The 21,337-nt window shown below is 67.6% G+C and carries 20 protein-coding genes; 15 read left to right on the forward strand and 5 right to left on the reverse strand.

The window, feature by feature from the left end:
- Window positions 1-112 precede the first annotated feature (112 nt).
- The 9 genes from ACFWZ4_RS09825 to ACFWZ4_RS09865 all read left to right on the forward strand — a co-directional run bounded on the left by ACFWZ4_RS09825 (window position 113) and on the right by ACFWZ4_RS09865 (window position 12,166).
- Window positions 113-646 (forward strand): glycine zipper 2TM domain-containing protein, encoded by a 534-nt coding sequence (locus ACFWZ4_RS09825; protein ID WP_439704503.1) that lies wholly within the window; start codon window positions 113-115, stop codon window positions 644-646.
- Window positions 647-1,069: 423 nt separating this feature from the next.
- A complete protein-coding gene (locus tag ACFWZ4_RS09830) occupies window positions 1,070-2,074 on the forward strand; it encodes an N-acetylornithine carbamoyltransferase (protein ID WP_439704504.1) in 1,005 nt (334 codons plus the stop codon).
- A gap of 25 nt (window positions 2,075-2,099) precedes the next feature.
- Window positions 2,100-3,305: an argininosuccinate synthase gene (locus ACFWZ4_RS09835; RefSeq protein ID WP_439704505.1), complete on the forward strand. Its 1,206-nt coding sequence runs from the start codon at window positions 2,100-2,102 to the stop codon at window positions 3,303-3,305.
- Window positions 3,306-3,372: 67 nt separating this feature from the next.
- Entirely contained in the window at window positions 3,373-4,491 is a 1,119-nt protein-coding gene (locus tag ACFWZ4_RS09840) for an acetylornithine deacetylase (protein ID WP_439704506.1), read from the forward strand.
- Between the two features lie 37 nt (window positions 4,492-4,528).
- On the forward strand, window positions 4,529-5,821 hold the full coding sequence (locus ACFWZ4_RS09845) for an acetylglutamate kinase (protein ID WP_439704611.1): 1,293 nt from the start codon (window positions 4,529-4,531) through the stop codon (window positions 5,819-5,821).
- Window positions 5,818-6,798, forward strand: coding sequence for an N-acetyl-gamma-glutamyl-phosphate reductase (argC, locus tag ACFWZ4_RS09850; RefSeq protein WP_439704507.1), 981 nt, complete (start codon window positions 5,818-5,820; stop codon window positions 6,796-6,798). The genes ACFWZ4_RS09845 and argC overlap by 4 nt, the downstream gene beginning before the upstream one ends.
- 49 nt (window positions 6,799-6,847) lie before the next feature.
- Entirely contained in the window at window positions 6,848-8,200 is a 1,353-nt protein-coding gene (proS, locus tag ACFWZ4_RS09855) for a proline--tRNA ligase (RefSeq protein ID WP_439704508.1), read from the forward strand.
- Window positions 8,197-9,492 (forward strand): argininosuccinate lyase, encoded by a 1,296-nt coding sequence (gene argH, locus ACFWZ4_RS09860; protein WP_439704509.1) that lies wholly within the window; start codon window positions 8,197-8,199, stop codon window positions 9,490-9,492. Before proS ends, argH begins: the two co-directional genes overlap by 4 nt.
- A 127-nt stretch (window positions 9,493-9,619) precedes the next feature.
- Complete coding sequence (locus ACFWZ4_RS09865; protein WP_439704510.1) at window positions 9,620-12,166, forward strand: PAS domain S-box protein; 2,547 nt, start codon at window positions 9,620-9,622, stop codon at window positions 12,164-12,166.
- A 12-nt stretch (window positions 12,167-12,178) separates the two neighbouring features.
- On the opposite strand, the gene ACFWZ4_RS09870 is transcribed toward ACFWZ4_RS09865, so the two are convergent.
- The 5 genes from ACFWZ4_RS09870 to ACFWZ4_RS09890 form a co-directional block, all read right to left on the reverse strand.
- Complete coding sequence (locus ACFWZ4_RS09870) at window positions 12,179-12,679, reverse strand: pyridoxamine 5'-phosphate oxidase family protein (RefSeq protein ID WP_439704511.1); 501 nt, start codon at window positions 12,677-12,679, stop codon at window positions 12,179-12,181.
- A 65-nt stretch (window positions 12,680-12,744) separates the two neighbouring features.
- On the reverse strand, window positions 12,745-13,362 hold the full coding sequence (locus ACFWZ4_RS09875) for a class I SAM-dependent methyltransferase (protein WP_439704512.1): 618 nt from the start codon (window positions 13,360-13,362) through the stop codon (window positions 12,745-12,747).
- Between the two features lies 1 nt (window position 13,363).
- A complete protein-coding gene (kynU, locus tag ACFWZ4_RS09880) occupies window positions 13,364-14,638 on the reverse strand; it encodes a kynureninase (RefSeq protein WP_439704513.1) in 1,275 nt (424 codons plus the stop codon).
- 10 nt (window positions 14,639-14,648) lie between these two features.
- A complete protein-coding gene (locus ACFWZ4_RS09885; protein WP_439704514.1) occupies window positions 14,649-15,161 on the reverse strand; it encodes a hypothetical protein in 513 nt (170 codons plus the stop codon).
- Window positions 15,158-16,192: an amidohydrolase family protein gene (locus tag ACFWZ4_RS09890; protein WP_439704515.1), complete on the reverse strand. Its 1,035-nt coding sequence runs from the start codon at window positions 16,190-16,192 to the stop codon at window positions 15,158-15,160. Before ACFWZ4_RS09890 ends, ACFWZ4_RS09885 begins: the two co-directional genes overlap by 4 nt.
- 172 nt (window positions 16,193-16,364) lie before the next feature.
- Here ACFWZ4_RS09890 and ACFWZ4_RS09895 point away from each other — a divergent pair, with 172 nt between their 5' ends.
- From ACFWZ4_RS09895 to tssE, 6 genes are all read left to right on the forward strand, one after another.
- Window positions 16,365-16,925 carry an ECF-type sigma factor gene (locus ACFWZ4_RS09895; protein ID WP_439704516.1) on the forward strand — a complete coding sequence of 187 codons (561 nt, stop codon included), beginning with the start codon at window positions 16,365-16,367 and terminating at the stop codon, window positions 16,923-16,925.
- Window positions 16,926-17,310: 385 nt separating this feature from the next.
- A complete protein-coding gene (gene tssB / locus ACFWZ4_RS09900) occupies window positions 17,311-17,817 on the forward strand; it encodes a type VI secretion system contractile sheath small subunit (RefSeq protein ID WP_231324722.1) in 507 nt (168 codons plus the stop codon).
- Between the two features lie 4 nt (window positions 17,818-17,821).
- A complete protein-coding gene (tssC, locus tag ACFWZ4_RS09905) occupies window positions 17,822-19,315 on the forward strand; it encodes a type VI secretion system contractile sheath large subunit (RefSeq protein ID WP_439704517.1) in 1,494 nt (497 codons plus the stop codon).
- Window positions 19,316-19,472: 157 nt separating this feature from the next.
- The gene (locus ACFWZ4_RS09910) at window positions 19,473-19,976 is read left to right on the forward strand and encodes an Hcp family type VI secretion system effector (RefSeq protein WP_231324726.1); all 504 of its coding nucleotides are present in this window, start codon (window positions 19,473-19,475) and stop codon (window positions 19,974-19,976) included.
- Between the two features lie 53 nt (window positions 19,977-20,029).
- Window positions 20,030-20,830, forward strand: coding sequence for a type VI secretion system accessory protein TagJ (locus ACFWZ4_RS09915; RefSeq protein ID WP_439704518.1), 801 nt, complete (start codon window positions 20,030-20,032; stop codon window positions 20,828-20,830).
- On the forward strand, window positions 20,830-21,333 hold the full coding sequence (gene tssE, locus ACFWZ4_RS09920; protein ID WP_439704519.1) for a type VI secretion system baseplate subunit TssE: 504 nt from the start codon (window positions 20,830-20,832) through the stop codon (window positions 21,331-21,333). Before ACFWZ4_RS09915 ends, tssE begins: the two co-directional genes overlap by 1 nt.
- Window positions 21,334-21,337 lie beyond the last annotated feature (4 nt).

Raw genomic sequence — 21,337 nt, forward strand, 5'->3', positions numbered from 1 at the left:
AACGAACCCGGCGGCCCCGGTCATCCACAGACTGCTCTAAGCGTTGATTCAGCGTGAATTTGTTGCAATGACAATCGCGCAGAAGCGCATTACGGACCATGCTGGAGGTCCCATGAGCAAGATGTTTCTCCCCGTTCTCGCACTCGTTCTCGCCACGGGCGCCGTGCAAGCGCAGGACGGGCGGTATGCCGAAGGCGACGACGCGAACACCCACTACGGCTGGGCCGACGTATTGCGCGTCGATCCGGTATACGGCGTCGCCCGTAGCGAAGTGCCGCGGCAGGAGTGCTACGACGAGCCCGTCGTGCGTCGCGAAGGCGGCAACACCACCGCGGGCACCGTGCTTGGCGCGGTGATCGGCGGCGTGCTCGGCAACACCGTCGGCAAGGGCGACGGCCGCAAGGCGGCCACGGTCGCCGGCGCGGTGGCCGGTGGTGCGGTCGGCCACGGCGTGGCCCGCCGTGGCGAGCAGGAGTACGACGACACGGTGACCCGCTGCCGTCAAGTCAGCTCGGTCAGCGAGCAGCGCCGCCTGATGGGTTACGACGTCGAATACCGGTACCACGGCGACGTCTACGTCTCGCGACTGAACTACGATCCCGGCGAACGACTGCGGGTGCGCGTGAGCGTCGCCCCGGCCGAATAAACAGCCCCTGCCATCACGAAGCCGCCGCCTCCGGGCGGCGGCTTTCGTTTTGGCCGTCCGTCTGTATGGACGTCCAAAAAAAGTTGTTGCACCGCCACACGAATGCCGGCATGATGCCGGCTTCCCTGTCCGGAAGCACCATGTCCGCAGCCGTCTACACCGCTACCGTGCTTACCAGCGCCCGTATGGCCGCTGGCATGACGTCGCGTGCGCGCCGACCGCTGGTCCGACATCCGGCCGGGTAGGCTGTCGCTGCACGCGCAACAGGCGCAACGACGAACAAACCCGGCCACCGCGCCGGGTTTTTTGTTTTCAGGAAGCCCGCCGCGGTCGCCCCGATCCGAGTTGCTTGTGCGCAGGCCAACTGCGCAGAAGAAAAAAAGCGGCCATCCACGGCCGCACTCTTCACAAGAGGCACCCGTCATGGCCGTTCGACACTTCCTCACTACCCAGGACTACAGCCGCGCCGAGATAGACACCCTGCTGGAGCAGGCTGCAGCGTTCAAGCGCTCGCCGCGTGGCCAGCAACTGGGCGGCAAGTCCATTGCGCTGTTGTTCTTCAATCCTTCGATGCGCACGCGCACCAGCTTCGAGCTGGGCGCGTTCCAACTCGGCGGCCACGCAATCGTGCTTGCTCCGGGCAAGGACGCGTGGCCGATCGAGTTCGAGGTCGGCACCGTGATGGACGGCGAGGCGGAAGAACACATCGCCGAAGTCGCGCGCGTGCTCAGCCGCTACGTCGACCTGATCGCCGTGCGCGCCTTCCCGAAGTTCCAGGACTGGTCGGTGGACCGCGAGGACCGCGTCATCAAGGCGTTCGCCCGCTACGCCACCGTGCCGGTGATCAACATGGAGACGATCACCCATCCCTGCCAAGAGCTGGCGCATGCGCTGGCGCTGAAAGAACACCTGGGTGACCTGCAGAACAAGAAGTACGTCCTGACCTGGACCTATCATCCCAAGCCGCTCAACACCGCGGTGGCCAACTCGGCGCTGCTGATCGCCACCAAGCTAGGCATGGACGTGACCCTGCTGTGCCCGACGCCCGACTACGTGCTCGACGAACGCTACATGGAGGCCGGCCGGCAGAACGCCGCGCAGAACGGCGGCTCGCTGAAGATCAGCCACGACATCGAGGAAGCCTACCGCGGCGCCCATGTGGTCTACGCCAAGAGCTGGGGCGCGCTGCCGTACTTCGGTCGCTGGGAACAGGAAAAGCCCGTTCGCGAGGCACACCGGCACTTCATGGTGGATGAGGCCAAGATGGCGCTGACCGACCACGGCCTGTTCAGTCACTGCCTGCCGCTGCGCCGCAACGTCAAGGCGACCGATGCGGTGATGGATGCGCCCTACTGCATCGCCATCGACGAAGCCGAAAACCGCCTGCACGTGCAGAAGGCCGTGATGGCTTCGCTGCTCGCTTCCTGACCGACCGATCCGAACGAGACAACCCATGAACCAGCAAGACATCGTCCTCGCCTTTTCCGGCGGCCTCGACACCAGCTTCTGCGTGCCCTACCTCAAGGAGCAGGGCTGGAACGTGCATACCGTGTTTGCCGATACCGGCGGCGTTGATGACGAGGAGCGCGCCTTCATCGAACACCGCGTCGCGGAACTGGGCGTGGCCAGCCATCGCACCGTCGACGGCGGCCCCGCGATCTGGAACGGCTTCGTCAAGCCGTTCGTGTGGGCGGGCGAGGGCTACCAGGGCCAGTACCCGCTGCTGGTCTCCGACCGCTACCTGATCGTGGAGGCGGCGCTCGAGCGCTGCGCGGAGCTCGGCACCAACGCCATTGCGCACGGCTGCACCGGCATGGGCAACGACCAGGTGCGTTTCGACCTGGCGGTGAAGGCGCTGGGCGACTACCGGATCGTGGCGCCGATCCGCGAGATCCAGAAGCAGCACACCCAGACTCGTGCGTACGAGCAGAAATACCTGGAGGAGCGCGGCTTCGGCGTGCGTGCCAAGCAGCAGGCCTACACCATCAACGAGAATTTGCTGGGCGTGACCATGTCCGGCGGCGAGATCGACAAATGGCAGACGCCGGGCGAGGGCGCGCGTGGCTGGTGCAAGCCGCGCGCCGAATGGCCGTCCGAACCGCTTGCGGTGAAGGTCGGTTTCGAGCGCGGCGAAGCGGTGAGCCTGGACGGCGAGCGCCTGCCGGGTCATCAACTGCTGGCGAAGCTCAACGCGCTGTTCGCCCGTTACGGTGTCGGTCGCGGCATGTACACCGGCGACACGACCATCGGCCTGAAGGGCCGCATCGTGTTCGAGGCGCCCGGCCTGTTCGCGCTGCTCGCGGCGCATCGTGCGCTGGAGGAGGCGGTGCTTTCCAAGCAGCAGAACCGCTTCAAGCCCGACGTGGCGCGCAAGTGGGTGGAAGTGGTCTATGAAGGCTTTTTCCACGATCCGTTGAAGACCGACCTGGAAGCCTTCCTGGCGTCGAGCCAGGCCACCGTCAACGGCGTCGTGACGCTGCAGACGCATGGCGGCACGGTCGATGCCGTGGCGCTGGAGTCGCCGCACATCCTCAACGCCAAGGGCGCCACCTACGCGCAGTCGGCCGACTGGGGCGTGGAGGAGGCCGAGGGCTTCATCAAGCTGTTCGGCATGAGCTCGACGCTGTGGGCGGAAGTGAACCGGAGCGCCAAGGCATGAGGATCATGCGCATCTCTCTTCTCCGCCCTCCCGTAGGGAAAGGAACTTTGCCTCCGTGGGGCGTGTAATGCGCACCCTGCTGGATGCCACGCTGGAGCACCTGCGCGCGCTGGTCGCCTTCGACACGCGCAATCCGCCGCGGGCCATCGGTACGGGCGGGATGTTCGATTACCTGCGCGCACAGCTGTCCGGCTTCGACGTGACGCTGACCGATCACGGCGCCGGCGCCGTGACCCTGCATGCCGTGCGCGGCCAGCCGCGGCTGCTGTTCAACGTGCACCTGGACACGGTGCCCGACTCGCCTGCGTGGAGCGCCGATCCGCACGTGCTGCGTGTCGAGGAGGACCGTGCCATCGGCCTCGGCGCCTGCGACATCAAGGGCGCTGCGGCCGTGCTGCTGGCGGTGGCGCAGGCCACCGACGGCCCGTTGGCGCTGCTGTTCTCCACCGACGAAGAAGCCAACGACGCGCGCTGCATCGCCGGCTTCCTGCGCGCCTTTCCAACGGTGGCAGAGCGGACTCCCTACGAGGCCGTGATCGTGGCCGAGCCCACACGGGGCGAGGCGGTGCTGGCGCACCGAGGCATCCAGTCGGTGCTGATGCGCTTCGCCGGCCAGGCGGGCCACGCCTCGGGCGAGCAGAAACCTTCCGACAGCGCCTTGCACCAGGCCGTGCGCTGGGGCGCGGCGGCGCTGGACTTCGTGGCCGCGCAATCGCATGAGCGCTTCGGCGGCCTGACCGGCCTGCGCTTCAACATCGGCCGCGTGGAAGGTGGCATCAAGGCGAACGTGATCGCGCCGGCGGCCGAGGTGCGCTTCGGCTTCCGGCCATTGCCGACCATGGATCCGGATGCGCTGCTCGACCATTTCCGCAATGTCGGAGACGTGCCGCCGGTGCATTTCGAGGAAACCTTCCGCGGCAGCTCGCTGCCGGCCGGCGATACCGCCAGCGCGGAGGCGAGGCGGCTGGTGGCGCGCGACCTGGCGGACGAACTGGAGATCCCGGTCGGCAACGCGGTGGATTTCTGGACCGAAGCGGCACTGTTCTCCGCGGCCGGTTACACCGCGTTCGTCTACGGCCCGGGCGACATCGCCCAGGCGCACAGCGCGGACGAATGGGTCGCGCTCGACCAACTGCGGCAATACGCAGACAACCTCTACCGGATCGTGAGCCGTGGAAACGCATAAGCACACGCGCAAGACCATCGTGCGCCTGCTCGAGAGCATGGGCAGCGCCAAGGAAATCCAGCAGTACCTCAAGCGCTTCTCGCAGGTGGACGCCAAGCGCTTCGCCGTGGTCAAGGTCGGCGGCGCCGTGCTGCGAGACGACCTGCCAGCGCTGGCCTCGTCGCTGACTTTCCTGCAGCAGGTGGGCCTCACGCCCATCGTGCTGCACGGCGCAGGTCCGCAGCTGGACCAGGAACTGGCCGCCGCCGGCATCACCAAGCAGACGGTGGGGGGCCTTCGCGTAACCACGCCGCAGGCGATGGGCGTGGTGCGCCGCGTGTTCCAGCAGCAGAACCTGCGCCTGGTCGACGCGCTGCATGCGATGGACACGCGCGCCGTGTCGGTGGCGTCGGGCGTCTTCATGTCCGACTACCTGGACCGCGAGGCGCTGGGCATGGTCGGCAGGACCACCGGCGTCGAACTCGCGCCGATCGAGGGGGCGTTGCGCGCCAACGCGATCCCGGTGATCGCCAGCCTTGGCGAAACCGCCGAGGGCCAGCTTCTCAACATCAACGCGGACATTGCCGCCAATGAACTGGTGCGCGTGCTGCAGCCCTACAAGATCGTGTTCCTCACCGGCACCGGCGGCCTGCTCGACGCCCAGGGGCAGGTGATCGACTCGATCAACCTTTCCACCGAGTACGACCACTTGATGGCACAGCCATGGATCGATGGCGGCATGCGGCTCAAGCTCGAACAGATCGCCGACCTGCTGGCCGACCTCCCGCTCACCTCGTCGGTGTCGATCACGCGGCCGGCCGAACTGGCCAAGGAGCTGTTCACCCACAAGGGCTCGGGCACGCTGGTGCGCCGCGGCGAGAAGGTGCTGACCTTCGATTCGTGGGAGGGCGTGGACCAGGCGCGCCTGCGCGCTCTGATCGAATCGAGCTTCGGTCGCGCGCTGGTGCCGGACTACTTCGAGCGCACGCGGCCCTGGCGCGTCTACGTCAGCGAGAATTACCGCGCGGCGATGATCCTGACGCGGGAGGAGGGCATGGCCTACCTCGACAAGTTCGCCGTGCTGGACGACGCGCAGGGCGAGGGCCTGGGGCGCGCCGTATGGCTGGTGATGCGCGAGGCTAACCCCCGGCTGTTCTGGCGTTCCCGCCACGGCAACAACGTCAATCCGTTCTACGACGCCGAATGCGACGGCTCGCTCAAGCAGCCGCGCTGGAAGGTGTACTGGTACGGCATCGACGATTTCCGCCTGATCGAGCGTTGCGTGGCGCATTGCGCGCAGCGGCAGCCGACGCTGGTCGATCCGGCCCCCTTGAAGGACAACGCAGCATGAGGCCGGCAGATATGGAACGGAAAACCGTAGGGATCGTCGGCGCACGCGGCCACACCGGCGCGGAGCTGATCCGCCTGATCGCCCGCCATCCCGCGCTGGAGCTGGCCTATGTCTCCTCGCGCGAGCTGGACGGCCAGCGCGTGGACGCCCACGTGCCCGAGTACGCCGGCGAACTGCGCTACAGCGCCCCCGCGCACGAAGACCTGCCCGCGCTGGGCGCCGACGTGGTGATCCTGGCCCTGCCCAACGGCAAGGCGGCCGCCTGCGTGGAAGCCTTCGACAAGGCGGGTGCCGATCCGCTGATCGTGGACCTGTCGGCCGACTACCGCTTCGACGAACGCTGGTATTACGGCCTGCCCGAACTGACGCGCGACCGCTGGCGCGGGCAGCGGCGCATCAGCAACCCTGGCTGCTACGCCACCGCGATCCAGCTGGCAGTCGCCCCGCTGAAAGACCTGCTCGCCGCGCCGCCGGTGTGCTTCGGCGTCTCTGGCTACTCCGGTGCGGGCACCACGCCCTCGGACAAGAACGATCCGGAAAAGCTGCGCGACAACCTGATGCCGTACTCGCTGACCGGCCACATGCACGAACGCGAAACCTCCGCGCACCTGGGCGTGCCGGTGGAGTTCATGCCGCATGTCGCGCCGCACTTCCGCGGCCTGACCGTCACCTGCAATCTCTACCTCGCCCGCGCGATGAAGCGTGAGGACGTGATGGCGCGTTTCCGTCACGCCTACGGGGACGAGCCGCTGGTGCGCGTGATGGACGAGGCGCCGTGGGTCAGCCGCATCGCCGGAAGGCACCACGCGGAGATCGGCGGCTTTGCGATGGGCCCGGACGGACGCCGCGTGGTCGTCGTCGCCACGCTCGACAACCTGCTCAAGGGTGCCGCCACCCAGGCCATGCAGAACATCAACCGCGCGCTGGGACAGAGCGAACTGACGGGCATCCCGGTAGCACAAGCGGAACGACCGTGAGGCGAAGCTGCATCACCTTCGCCCTTCCGTCCGCTGCCGAGAAACCGCCATGCGCCTGACCCGCTACCTGCTACCCACGCTCAAGGAAAATCCCGCCGAGGCTCAGATCGCCTCGCACCGGCTGATGCTGCGCGCCGGCCTGATCCGGCAGGAGGCGGCCGGCATCTACGCCTGGCTGCCGCTGGGCCTGCGCGTTTTGAAGAACATCGAGCGCATCGTGCGCGAGGAAATGGACCGCGCCGGAGCGGTGGAGCTGCTGATGCCCACGTTGCAACTCGCCGACCTGTGGCGCGAGAGCGGCCGCTACGACGCCTACGGGCCGGAGATGCTGCGCCTTCGTGATCGCCACGAACGCGAGCTGCTGTACGGGCCGACCAACGAGGAAATGATCACGGAGATCTTCCGCAGCTACGTCAGCTCCTGGCGCAGCCTGCCGCTCAATCTCTACCAGTTCCAGTGGAAGTTCCGCGACGAGCAGCGGCCGCGGTTCGGCGTGATGCGCGGTCGCGAATTCCTGATGAAGGACGCCTATTCGTTCGACCTGGACGAAGCCGCCGCACGCCGTTCCTACCAACGCATGTTCGTGGCCTACCTGCGCATGTTCGACCGCATGGGCGTCAAGGCGATACCCATGCGTGCGGAAACCGGCCCGATCGGCGGCGACCTTTCGCACGAGTTCCTGGTGCTGGCGCAGACCGGCGAGTCGGCGGTGTTTTGCGATCGTGGAGTGCTGGATCTGCCCGTGCCTGGCGCGGATGTCGATTACGGCGGCGATCTCACGCCGCTGGTCGACGCGTGGACGGCGCCGTACGCGGCCACCGAGGACGTGCACGACGCCGGGCGCTTCGAGCACGAGGTACCGGCGGAACGGCAGCTGCTCGCACGCGGCATCGAGGTTGGCCAGATCTTCTACTTCGGCACCAAATACTCGGTGCCGATGAAGGCCATGGTGCGTGGAACCGACGGCATCGAGCGGCCGATCCACGGTGGCTGCTATGGCGTGGGCGTGTCGCGGCTGCTCGGGGCGATCATCGAGGCCAGCCATGACGACCATGGCATCGTCTGGCCGAACGGTGTCGCGCCGTTCCAGGTGGGGTTGTTGCATCTCAAGCATGGCGATGCGCGGGTCGACGCGGCATGCGAATCGCTGTACGCCGGCTTGCAGTCCGCCGGACTGAGCGTGTTGCTCGACGACGCCGACGAACGGCCCGGCGCGAAGTTCGCCCGCATGGACCTGATCGGCTTGCCCTGGCAAGTGCTTGTCGGACCGCGCGGGCTGGACAGCGGCACGGTCGAAATCAAGCACCGGGCCAGCGGCGAGCGGCGCGAACTGGCGCCCGACGCCGCCATCGCCTTCCTTCGCCAATCCCTTTCACCCTTGCATCCGGACGACCAGCCATGAGCGATCTCCTGTGGCAGAAAGCCGGCGTCGAGACCGACGCCAGGATCATGCGGTTCCTCGCCGGCAACGACGTGCTGCTGGATCGGGCGTTCTTCCTGCAAGACGTCACCGCCAGCAAGGCGCACGTGGAAGGCCTCGCGCGCATCGGCGTGGTCAGTGCCGATGAGGCCGCGGCCCTCGCGCACGAGCTCGACGCGCTGGCCGGGGACTTCCGTTCGGGCAACTTCGTCCTGGACGAGCGCTACGAGGACGGCCATTCGGCGATCGAGGCGCGGCTCACCGAGCGGCTGGGCGATGCCGGCCGGCGCGTGCACACCGGACGCAGCCGCAACGACCAGATCCTGGTCGCCACGCGTTTGTGGCTGAAGGAAAAGCTCGATGCGCTTGCCACGCACTGCCGCACCATCGCGGGCGTGTGTCTCGAGCGCGCCGCGCAACCGGCGCTGCCGCTGCCGGGCTACACGCACCTCCAGCGCGCCGTGGTGTCTTCCACCGCCATGTGGTTCGCCGGTTTCGCGGAAGCCTTCATCGACAACACGCAACGCGCCCGCCAGACACTCGCCTGGATCGACGCCAACCCGCTGGGCACGGCCGCCGGCTACGGCGTAAACCTGCCGCTCGATCGCGAACACACCACCGCGGCGCTTGGCTTCTCGCGCATGCAGGTATCGCCGATCTACGCCCAGCTTTCGCGCGGCAAATTCGAGCTGGCCGCGCTCGAGGCGATGGCCAGCGCGTTGCTGGACCTGCGCCGCCTGGCCTGGGACCTGTCGTTGTTCACCACCGCCGAATTCGGTTTCGTCGGCCTGCCGCCGGAGTACACCACCGGCAGCTCGATCATGCCCAACAAGCGCAACCCGGACGTGGTCGAGCTGCTGCGCGCCAGCTACGCCACCGTGGCCGCGGCGCGTTGCGAGATCGAACAGTTGCTGTCCCTGCCGAGCGGGTACCAGCGCGACCTTCAGTTTTCCAAGGGCTCGATCTTCCACGGAATGGCCCACGGCCTGGCTGCGCTGGAACTGGTGCCCGACCTGGTCGAGCGCATGCGCTGGAACGAGCCGGCCATGCGCGCGGCGATCGAGCCGGCGATGTACGCCACCGACGTGGCCATCGAGCAGGCTGCGGCCGGCGTACCGTTCCGCGACGCCTACCGTGCCGCGGCGGCCGCCGCAGCGACCGCGGGCGAGGGGCGCACGCCGGAGCGCAGCCTTGCCGAACGCGTGTCGCCCGGCGGCGGTGCGGATGTGCGGCTGGACATACTGGCCGCGCGCCTGGCCGCGCTGCCGGGCTGAACAACCCTTCAGTCCGTTTGAGGGGCGATTCACGGCCCCCAGCCGATACTCCGCGCCATGCCTCCAATCCCGCCCGCGACAATCCGCAAGACCCGGCGTGGGGTCGGTCGGCGCCAGGGCGACCGCCATGACCGGGGCTGAAAATCGGCGAGGCATGCCGCGCGAGCTGCTCGCCGCCGAGCAGGCGGCCGTGCTGGGACAGCTGGCCGAAGGCGTGATCCTGGTCGACACCACGGGCCGCATCACCTTCGTCAACGAAGCCGCGGCACGGTTGCATGGAGTTGCCCGGCTCGACGTAGGCCCGGACGACTACGCCTGCGCCTACAGGTTGCTGACCGAGGATGGACGGCCCTATCCGTCGCGCGAGCTGCCGCTGTCGCGGGCGGTGTTCGATGGTGAAATCGTCACCGGCGCCTGCTGGCGCATCCGGCGTCCGGACGGTTCCGAGATCATCGCGCAGGGCTCCGCGCGCCCGATCCACGATGTCGATGGCAAGCCCCTCGGTGCCGTCCTCACCATGCACGACGACACGGTGCGCGTGCAGACCGAGCGGGCATTGCGTGACGAAAGCCAGGCGCTGGAGACGCTCAATCGCGTAGGTGCGACGGTGGCCAGCGAACTGGAACTGGAGCGCGTCGTGCAGACGGTCACCGACGCCGGCGTCGCGCTGATCGGCGCCAGCATGGGCGCGTTCTTCTACAACACCACCAACGAGGCGGGCGAGCGCATGATGCTCTACACCCTCTCCGGCGTGGACCGGCACGTGTTCGATCGGTACCCCATGCCGCGGGCCAGCCTCCTGTTCCGTCCCACGCTCTCGGGCGAGAGTGTCGTCCGCTGCGACGACGTCCTGCGCGACCCGCGTTACGGCAAGGGCCCGCCCTACCATGGCCTGCCGCCCGGCCATCCACCGGTGCGCAGCTACCTGGCCGTGCCGGTGGTCTCCCGCTCGGGGCGGGTGTCGGGTGGGTTGTTTTTCGGCCATCCCGAGCCCGGGCGTTTTTCGGCGCGGCACGAACGCCTGATGGCCGGCATCGCCGCGCACGCGGCGATCGCGATCGACAATGCGAACCTGTACGCCGTGGCGCAAGGCGAGATCGACGAGCGCCGCGCCGCGGAAGAACGCCTGCGCGAGATCAACGAAACGCTCGAGCAACGGGTCGAGGCCCGCACCCTCGAGCGCGACCGCGCGTGGAAGCATTCGCGCGACCTGCAGGCGATGGTCGACGAGCGCGGCTACTTCCTGCAGGTCAGCGACGCCTGGTACACGATGCTCGGCTGGCGGGCGACAGAGGTGGTCGGGCACCGCGCCTACGAATTCATCCACCCCGACGATCGCCAGGTCGGCGAGCGCCCCTTCTTCTCGAGCTTGATCAGGGGCCCGGCGTTCGAGAACCGCATGCGGCACAAGGACGGCAGTTACCGCTACATCTCCTGGCTCGCCAGCCAGGACGAAGGCACGATCTACGCCAGCGGGCGCGACGTCACCGAACAGAAGGAACAGGCGAACGCACTGGCCCAGGCCGAGGCGACCTTGCGGCAGAGCCAGAAGATGGAGGCGGTCGGCCACCTTACCGGCGGCATCGCGCACGACTTCAACAACATGCTTGCCGTGGTGATCGGCTCGCTCGACCTGCTGCAACACCGGTTGCCCGAAGACACGCCCGAGCAGCGGTACGCCGGGAACGCCATGGAGGCGGCCAGCCGCGCCGCCACGCTGACCCAGCGCCTGCTCGCTTTCGCCCGACAGCAGCCGCTGGAGCCGCGCCCGGTGGATGCCAATGTGTTGGTGGAAGGCATGTCCGGGCTGCTGCGCCATGCGATCGGCCCGAACATTCGCCTGGAAGTGCTGACGGGCGCCGGGTTGTGGCCGACGCTGGTGGATGCGAACCAGCTTGAGAACGCCATCCTCAATCTCGCGGTGAACGCCCGCGACGCCATGCCCGGCGGCGGCCGCCTGACCATCGAAACGGCCAACGCCAGCCTCGATCGGCGTTATGTGGCCACGCATCCGGACACGGACGCCGGCGACTATGTGTCGATCACGGTCAGCGACAGTGGCACCGGCATGCCGCCGGAGGTGGCCGCGCGCGCCTTCGATCCGTTCTTCACCACCAAGCAGGCGGGACAGGGCACCGGCCTGGGCCTCAGCCAGGTCTATGGCTTCGTCAAGCAGTCGGGCGGACACGTCGCGATCTATTCGGAGCCGGGCCGCGGCACCGGCGTCAAGGTCTACCTGCCGCGGCTGGTCGGCGAGGCGGGCGGACAGAAAGCATCACCGGGGCCGGCCGCGTTGCCGACCGGACAACAGGAACTGATCCTGCTGGTGGACGATGAGCCGGCGGTGCGCAGGGTCACCGCCGAGGCCCTGCAGGAGCTGGGCTACCGCGTACTGGAGGCGGACGGCGCGCAGGCCGCGCTGGACGGCCTCGCCGCGCACGCGGACGTGGCGTTGCTGCTGACCGACGTGGTCATGCCACAGATCGACGGACGCCGGCTGGCGGAGGAAGCTCGCCGTCGCCGGCCAGGCCTGAAGGTGCTGTTCACCACCGGCTACTCGGCCGCGGCGGCGCAGCGCAACGGCGCGACGGATCCGCAGTCACCGCTGCTCGGCAAGCCCTATACGCTCGCCGAACTGGGACGCAAATTGCGGCAGGTGCTGCGAGGCGGCTGACGTAAAGCAGCGTCAGCCGTGGAGGTGGCCCTGGTGGCCGAGGTCGCGCGGCTGCTCGCTCCACATGCCGCGGGCGAAATCCAGCGCGCGCTCCACGAAATTGCCCGACGACTCCCAGTACATCGCATCGCGCACGCGCACGCGAAGTACCGTGAGGTTGGGATCGTCCTTGCCGGAGAAGAACACGTTCTGCGCCGGCGACCACAGTTCTTCGATCAAGGCCTGGTCGCGGTTGATGCGCGCCCGCCCGCGCACGGAGACGTAGCATTTGTCGCCCTGGTTGGCGTAGGCGAGGTTGACGTCCAGGTCGTCGGTGAGCTGGTCGACCTTGGCGCTGTCGGCGGCGGTGAAGAACACCAGTTCGCCGTCGGCGGTGAGCTTGAGCGTCTGCAGCGGGCGGCTGACCAGGGAGCCATCCGAGGCCAGCGTGGTGAGCATCGCCACCTCGATGTTGTCGATCAATTCGCCGAGCTTGTTGAGGTCGGTATCGTCGTGCGGTGCGTCGTTTTTCATGGCGGTCTCCGGGCGGCGGAAGGACCAACCCTCGCCGATCCGCGATCAAGCCACGATGAAACGCGTCAGCGCCGTTCGAGCAACGCGTAGGCGAACGCCTGGCAGGTGCCGGCGGGCGTGGTGTGTTGTTCGGAGCGTTCGTCGACCAGGCGGAATGCCGCACCGAGCAGGGCGGCGATGTCGCCGGCGGAGCGCCGCGCGACCGGCAGCCCGCTGCATCGCTCCGGGCCGTCCGGGGCGAAGCCGCCGATCACGGCATGCCCGCCCGGGCGCACGGCGCGCGCCGCCTGTGCCGCATAGCGTGTGGTTTGCGCCGGCGATGTAAGGAAATGCAGCACCGCGCGGTCGTGCCAGAGATCGAAGGCGGCAGGCGCGAGGTCGGCGTCCAGAAGGTCGGTGGCGAGCCAGTGCACCGCCTCGCCGCGTGAACCCAGGCGTTCGCGCGCGACGTCGAGGGCCGCTTGCGAAAGGTCCAGCACGGTGATGCCGCCAAGTCCCTGCGCGAGCAGGTCATCGACCAGCGTGGAGGCGCCACCGCCTACGTCCACCAGGCGCGTGGAAGCATCCAGGCCGGCCTGGCGCAGCAATGCCAGCGACGCGTCCAGGTGCGGGCGATACCAGCTCACCGCCTGGGCGGAGCGGTTGCGGTAGACCCCTTCCCAGTGCGCCTGCTCGTCGGACATGTCAGCCGGTGGCCCAGCGCCGCACCGCCTCCGCAAAGGCGAGGCAATCGGCGTGGCGGTTGTAGAGCGGGGCGGGGGAAATGCGGATGACGTCCGGCTCGCGCCAGTCGCCGATGATGCCGTGGGCCATCAGGTATTCGAAGAGCGCGCGCCCACGGGCGCGGCCGCCGAGCACGCGGATCGACAGCTGCGCGCCACGACGCGCCGGGTCGGCGGGCGTGACGATTTCCAGCACGTCGGGCAACTGCGTGCGCACCAGCCATTCGAGATAGCCGGTCAGCGCCAGCGACTTTTCGCGCAGCCACGCCATGCCGGCGCGGCGGAAGAGTTCCAGCGACACACGCAGCGGCGCCAGCGCAAGGATCGGCGGGTTGGAAAGCTGCCAGCCGTCCGCGCCGGGCGTCGGCTCGAACTGCGGACCCATCTGGAAGCGGGTGGTCTTGTCGTGACCCCACCAGCCGGCAAAGCGCGGCAACGCTTCGCGCGCATGGCGCTCGTGCACGAACGCCCCACCGACGGCGCCAGGGCCGGAATTCAAATACTTGTAGCTGCACCAGATGGCGAAATCCGCGTCGCTGTCGTGCAGCTGCAGCGGCAGGTTGCCGACCGCATGGGCGAGGTCGAACCCGACCTGGCAACCCTGTGCGTGGGCCAGGCGGGCGATCGCCTTCAGGTCGAACGCCTGGCCGGTGCGGTACTGCACGCCCGGCAGCATCACCAGCGCGGTGCGCGCGCCGTGTTCGGCCAGGGCGCGCTCGAAGGCCGCGTCCGAGATCGTGCCATTGGGCTCGTCCGGCTCCAGCTCGATCAGCGCGGTGGCGGGGTCGTAGCCGTGGAACCGGATCTGCGACTCGACCGCATAGCGATCGGTGGGAAAGGCGCCGGCTTCGATCAGGATCGCGTGGCGCTCGGGCGAGGGACGGTAGAAGCTCACCATCATCAGGTGCAGGTTCACGCCCAGCGTGTTCATCGCCACCACTTCGGACGGTAGCGCGCCGACCACCTGCGCCAGGTCGTCGCGCACGAACTCGTGGTAGTCCATCCAGGGCAGCCGGCCCTTGAAATGGCCTTCGACGCCCAACTCGCCCCAGTAGTCCAGCTCCGCTGCAACCGAGTCGCGCACCGCGCGGGGCTGCAGGCCCAGCGAGTTGCCGCAGAAGTAATGCGAATCGCGGCCTTCGTGCGGGGGAATCAGGAACTCGTCGCGGAACGCGCGCAGCGGGTCGGCTTCATCGGCGGCGGCCGCCCACGTGGCGGAGGCCTGGTAGTGCGTCATCCTTGGAACCTCATCGGGCCAGGTCGGCGGCGACCGCGTCGCAGCCCTTGTCGAATGCGGCGGCCCAGGCGGCGCCGGCCTCGCTGCGGGCCGGTCGGGCGCAGCGCAGGCGGACCGCGTGGTTGTTCTTGAACCAGAACCGCTCGTCGTAGCGGTAGGCCGTACCGTGTTCCTGCGAGGTGTAGGCCTGGCTGTTGGGGCCATCGGGGCTGCCGATGGCCTTGTAACCGTCGAGCGCCTTGGCCTTGCGGGTGGCGATGCCCACGTACTGCTGGAAGGCGGCAAGGTCGCTGACCGGCTCCACTTCCACCGTGACCGAGGAGAGATTGTCGCGGGCGGTGGGCGAGGGGTCGGGTACCTGGAATACGCGCATTTCTGGCACGCCCTGGGTTTCCATGATGGTGACCCAGTTGTCCGGCGTGCTGAAGGCGACATCGCCGCCGGCCATGCTGACATCGGTGGCGCAGGCGGGGCCGGCCAGCAGCAGGGCGCCGACCAGGAAGAAGCTGCGGTAGAGGTTCATGAACGCTCCGGAATAGGTGCCTGGGGGACAAATCGCTGCAAGGGCAGGCCCAGCCATTCCAGTGCGGTGCCGTGGAACAAGCGAGCACGGTCCGCTTCATCCAGCCTCAAGGCCTCGATGCCGCTGCCGGGCTCCTGTTCGCCCAGCGGGAAAGGATAGTCGGTGCCCAGCATCACGCGATCGACGCCGGTCACATCCAGGAGATAACGCAGCGCCCGCTCGTCGTGCACGCAGGAGTCGAAGTACAGGCGCTTGAGGTACTCGCGCGGGTTGCGCGGGTTGTCGGTGGCGACCAGGTCCGGGCGCATGCGGAAGCCGTGCTCGATGCGTCCGATCGACCAGGGAAAGCTGCCGCCGCCGTGGGCCAGCATGATGCGCAGCTTCGGCAACCGTTCCAGCACGCCGCCAAAGGCCAGGCAGCAGCCGGCGCGCGACTGCTCGGCGGGCATGCCTACCAGCCAGGGCATCCAGTACTTGGGCATGGTGTCGGTGCCCATCATGTCCCAGGGATGGACCAGGATTGCGGCCCCCAGGTCCGCTGCGGCCTCGAAGAACGGGAACAGCTCCGGCGCGTCCAGGTTCCAGTCGTTGCAATGCGAGCCGATCTGCACGCCCTGCAGCCCCAGTTCGTCGATGCAGCGCTCCAACTCGCGGATGGCCAGTTCCGGCGCCTGCAGCGGAACCGTGCCGATGCCCGCGTAGTGGCGCGGGTAGTCCTGGCACATCTGCGCCATGTGGTCGTTCAGGTGCCGATGCAGCTCCAGCGCCTGGTAACCGGGGGCCCAGTATGAAAACAGCACCGGCACGGTGGAGATGACCTGCACGTCCACGCCGAAGCGGGCGTAGTCGTCGATGCGGGTCTGCGGATCGAACGCCGAATCCCACACTTCGCGGAAAAACTTGCCGTCCTTGTAGATGCGGTGGCGGCCGTCGGTATGGGTCATGACCGGGAAGCGGTCGTTGCCGTATTTGGCGGCCAGGTTGGGCCAGTCGCGGGGCAGGATGTGCGCGTGGGTGTCGATCTTGAGCATCGGGCGAGTCTAGCAGGGCAGTCGCGGCGACCCCGTAGTGCGAAAACCCGGCCCACTTCCCGTCGTTGCCAGGCCTTTGGCCTATACTTTTCCCCGCGGCCGAGTCTGGCCGCGTCCGGGATCGGCGCCAGCCGGTCCGCGGCCATCGGGGCGGGAAGGGGCCACCACAGCCGTGAATACCAGTGTCGATGTGACGCGACTGCTGCATTCGGCGCAGGCGGGCGATACCGCCGCGCTGGAGGAGGCGCTGCGCCAGATGTACGCGGCGCTGCACCGGCTGGCCGGCGCGCAACTGCGCCGCAACACCAGCGAGCGCACCCTTAGCGCCACCGCCCTGGTCAACGAGGCCTACCTGAAGGTGTTCGGCGGCAATTGCCCGCCGCAATGGGAAAGCCGCGGCCACCTGCTCGGCGTGGCAGCCAGGGCGATGCGCGAGGTGCTGGTCGATTCGGCCCGCCGCCGCCAGGCAGCCAAGCGCCCGCAGGACTGCGACCGCATCGAGCTGTCCGAAATCTCCGGTTCGCTGATGCCCGACGTCGACTACGTGGGCCTGCTCGACGCGCTGGACACGCTGGAACAGATCGACCCGCGCCAGGCCAGCATCGTCTCCATGCGCTTCTTCGTCGGCCTGAGCGCCGAGCAGATCGCCGCCGCGCTGGGTATCTCCGCCACCACCGTGCAACGCGAGTGGCGCCTGGCGCGTGCCTGGTTGCAGCGCGAGCTGCAGGCCTGAAGCCGACGCGAAGGCCGATCGGCCTTCTTTGTAGAAGCACGCTCGCAGACGATCCCATTTCGAGAGGCAGGGAAAATTAGCCCACAATCGGGTTCCTGACGGGCGCTGCTGTGCCCGTGTTTTCTTCGTGAATGCAAGCTGAACAGCGCGTTCATTTCCGTGGTCGATACGTGAAGCCCCCCACGCACTAGAACAGTGGGAAGGCGCTAGCCCGCCCTTTGCCACGCCAGTCGGACAGAGCCGCAAGCGGAACGGTCCCGTTCCGCAACGCCCGTGCCGTCGACGCGCTGCAGGGACGTGCGCGCGCTGCGCCGCGTGTCCGCGGGCGTGCCCTCAAGGCGTCGCGTTCCAACCGGAAGACCTCAAGTCCCAGGAGACAGCCGCAATGGCCAAGCAAAGCAGTCAGAAGTTCATCGCGCGTAACCGCGCGCCGCGGGTGCAGATCGAGTACGACGTCGAGGTCTACGGCGCACAGAAGAAGGTGCAGGTGCCGTTCGTGATGGGTGTGATGTCGGACCTCTCCGGCGCCAACAACGCCGAACTGCCGCCGATCGAGGACCGCAAGGCGCTGGAAATCGACGTCGACAACTTCGACAGCCGTCTGCAGTCGATGAAGCCGCGCGTGTCCTTCGCCGTGCCAAACACGCTGACCGGCGAGGGCAACCTCAGCGTCGACATCACCTTCGAGAGCATGGACGACTTCTCGCCTGCCGCCGTGGCGCGCAGGGTCGCTCCGGTCGCCAAGCTCCTCGAGGCCCGCACGCAGCTGGCCAACCTCAACACCTACATGGACGGCAAGGCCGGTGCGGAGAAGCTGATCGCCCAGGCGATCAACGATCCGGCACTGCTGCAGTCGCTGGTCTCGGCCGCCAAGCCGAGCGACGGGGAGTAAGCACATGTCCACCGAGACCCTGGCCGAACGCGGCCAAGCCACCGAAACCCTCGAGGCCGGCGACTTCGCCGCGCTGCTGAGCAAGGAATTCAAACCCAAGAGCGACCGTGCGAAGGAAGAGGTCGAGTCGGCCGTCCGCACGCTGGCCGAGCAGGTGCTTAGCAAGTCCGACGTGGTTTCCGACGACGTCGCGCAGACGATCAACGCCTACATCGCCGAGATCGACCGCAAGCTCAGCGAGCAGATCAACCAGATCATGCACCACGCCGATTTCCAGAAGCTGGAAAGCGCCTGGCGCGGCCTGCATTACCTGGTCAACAACACCGAGACCGACCAGCTCCTGAAGATCCGCGTCATGAACATCTCCAAGAAGGAGCTGGGCAAGACGCTCAAGCGCTACAAGGGCACCGCCTGGGACCAGAGCCCGATCTTCAAGAAGATGTACGAAGAGGAATACGGCCAGCTCGGCGGCGAGCCGTACGGCTGCCTGGTCGGCGACTACTACTTCGACCACAGCCCGCAGGACGTCGAGCTGCTGGGCGGTATCGCCCAGGTAACGGCCGCCGCGCACGCGCCGTTCCTGGCCGCGGCCAACTCCAGCCTGATGGGCATGGAGAGCTGGAACGAGCTGTCCAACCCGCGCGACCTGGCCAAGATCTTCTCCACGCCCGACTACGCCTCCTGGCGTTCGCTGCGCGAGTCGGACGACGCCAAGTACCTGGGCCTGGCGATGCCGCGCACGCTCTCGCGCCTGCCCTACGGTGCCGCCACCAACCCGGTGGAGGAGTTCGACTTCGAGGAAGACACCGCCGGTGCCGATTCCTCCAAGTACACCTGGCAGAACGCCGCCTACGCGATGGCGGTCAACATCAACCGCTCGTTCAAGGCCTACGGCTGGTGCTCGCGCATCCGCGGCATCGAGTCCGGTGGCGCGGTCGAGGGCCTGCCGGTGCACGCCTTCCCGACCGACGACGGCGGTGTGGACATGAAGTGCCCGACCGAGATCGCCATCACCGACCGCCGTTCGGCGGAGCTGGACAAGATGGGCCTGATGCCGCTGGTGCATCGCAAGAACTCGGACATGGCCGCCTTCATCAGCGCCCAGTCGCTGGCCAAGCCGGAGGAGTACGACGATCCGGACGCCACCGCCAACGCCGCGCTGAGCTGCCGCCTGCCGTACATGTTCGCCTGCTGCCGCTTCGCGCACTACCTGAAGTGCATCGTGCGCGACAAGATCGGCTCCTTCAGCGACCGCGAGCAGATGCAGAACTGGCTGACCAACTGGGTCATGCAGTACGTCGACGGCGATCCGGCCAACTCCAGCGAGGAGACCAAGGCGCGCAAACCGCTCTCCGCCGCCGAGGTGGTAGTGGAAGAGGTCGAGGGCGCACCCGGCTACTACACCTCCAAGTTCTTCCTCAAGCCGCACTACCAGCTCGAGGGTCTCACCGTGTCGCTGCGGCTGGTTTCGCGCCTGCCGTCGGCTGCCAAGGCCTGACGCTCATGACCGGCGATGGCGGCGCATGCCGCCATCGCCGCGTCGCATGCGCCATCCGGCGAAGTTCCACCGCACCGCAGCAAGACGATCCGAAGGGCAGGGACGCGTCCCGCCGGCGGTATCGAACATCCATCACGAAACGTAGGGAGAAGGTTTCATGGCATTCGACATGCACATCAAGTTCGGCGCCGGCAAGGTCAAGATCGAAGGCGCGTCCAACCACAAGAAGCACAAGGGCGAGGTGCCGATCCTTGCCTGGTCGTGGGGCGTCAGCAACACCGGCGACCTGCACACCGGCGGTGGCTCGGCCAGCGGCGGCAAGGCCCATGTGCAGGACATCTCGATCACCAAGTACGTCGACGGCTGCTCCAACGCGCTGCTGGACGCGGTCTGCACGGGCGGTCGCATGGACCAGGCGTGGCTGTACGTCACCAACGCCACCGGTGAGCAGACCGACTTCCTCACCATCGAGCTCTCCGAGGGCGTGCTGGTGACCTCCGTGTCGACCGGCGGCAGCGGCGGCGAAGATCGCCTGACCGAGAACATCACCCTGCACTTCGGCAAGTTCAAGTACTCGTTCCAGCCGCAGGACGACAAGGGTGCCAAGCAGGGCGGCGCCAAGGAGTTCACCTACGACATCCAGGGCGTGGCCAAGGCCTGATCCTGACCTGCAACGCCTTGCCAGGCGTACCGGAAACCTCCAGGGGCGTGACCATGACACCCGAGAACATGCTGAAGGAAGGTCGCCTGGACGAGGCGTTGCAGGGCCTCACCTCGCAGGTGCGGAACAACCCGGCGGACGCGCGCTGCCGGGTGTTCCTGTTCCAGCTGCTGGCCCTGCTGGGCCAGTGGGACCGCGCACAGGCGCAGCTGAAGGTCAGCGGCGATCTGGACGTGAACAACACCCTGATGGCCGGCGCCTATGCGCAGGCCCTGCGGGGCGAAATGATGCGCGTCGGCGTGCTCGCCGGCGAGCGCATGCCTTCGGTGGTCGGCGAGCCGTCCCAGTGGATGGCGCTGCTGCTGCAGGCACTCCGGCTCGATGCACAGGGGCAGCATGCGCAAGCGGCGCCACTGCGTGAACAGGCCTTCGAACTGGCGCCGACCGTGTCGGGCGAGATCGACGGCGAGGCCTTCGAATGGATCGCCGACGCGGACCCGCGTTTCGGACCATGCCTGGAAATGGTGGTCAACGGCGGCTATGCCTGGGTGCCGTTCGATCGCCTGAAGCAACTGGCCTTCGAAGCGCCCACCGACCTTCGCGACAAGATCTGGGCGCCGGTACAGGTGACCTGGAGCAACGGCGGCCAGGCGGTTGGCTTCGTGCCTTGCCGCTATCCCGCCTCGGAGCGGTCGGCCGACGCCGAGGTGGTGCTCGCGCGTCGCACCGATTGGGAGGAGCGCGATTGCGGCCTGGTCGTCGGGCTTGGCCAGCGCATGTTCGCCACCGACGCGGGCGAATACTCGTTGCTGGACGTGCGCACCATCGTTTTCAACAACGATCCAGCCGCCTGATGGCCGAGCTGACTACCCAGGAGCGCCTGCAGCCTTCGCTGCTCGACCGGTTGACCGACGAAGAGCCGGGCAAGGCCGACGAGAGCCGCGAGAAGCGGGTGATCTCCGCCACGCGCCTGCGCGATTGCGTGGCGCGGGACATTTCCTGGCTGCTCAACTGCGTGAACCTCGGCAGCGGCGTGGAACTTGACGATTACCCGGAAGTGGCTCGCTCCGTGCTCAATTTCGGTATCCCGGACCTGACCGGCATGGCCCTGTCCGGCGTCGACGCCAGCGTCCTGCAACGCCAGTTGCGCGAGGCGCTGATCGCGTTCGAGCCGCGCCTCACCGGAAGCACCTTGCGCGTGACTGTCAACGCCGACGGCAAGCGCATGGACCGGCAGTCGCTGGTCTTCAACATCGAATCGGAGATGTGGGCGCAACCGATCCCGCTGAATCTTTACCTCAAGACCGAGATCGACCTGGAAACCGGTCGCTTCAACGTCTCCGAAAGCCTGGGCTGACGCC

The organism is Frateuria sp. GZRe12 (assembly GCF_051900535.1).
In the GTDB taxonomy this organism is placed as follows: domain Bacteria; phylum Pseudomonadota; class Gammaproteobacteria; order Xanthomonadales; family Rhodanobacteraceae; genus Frateuria_A.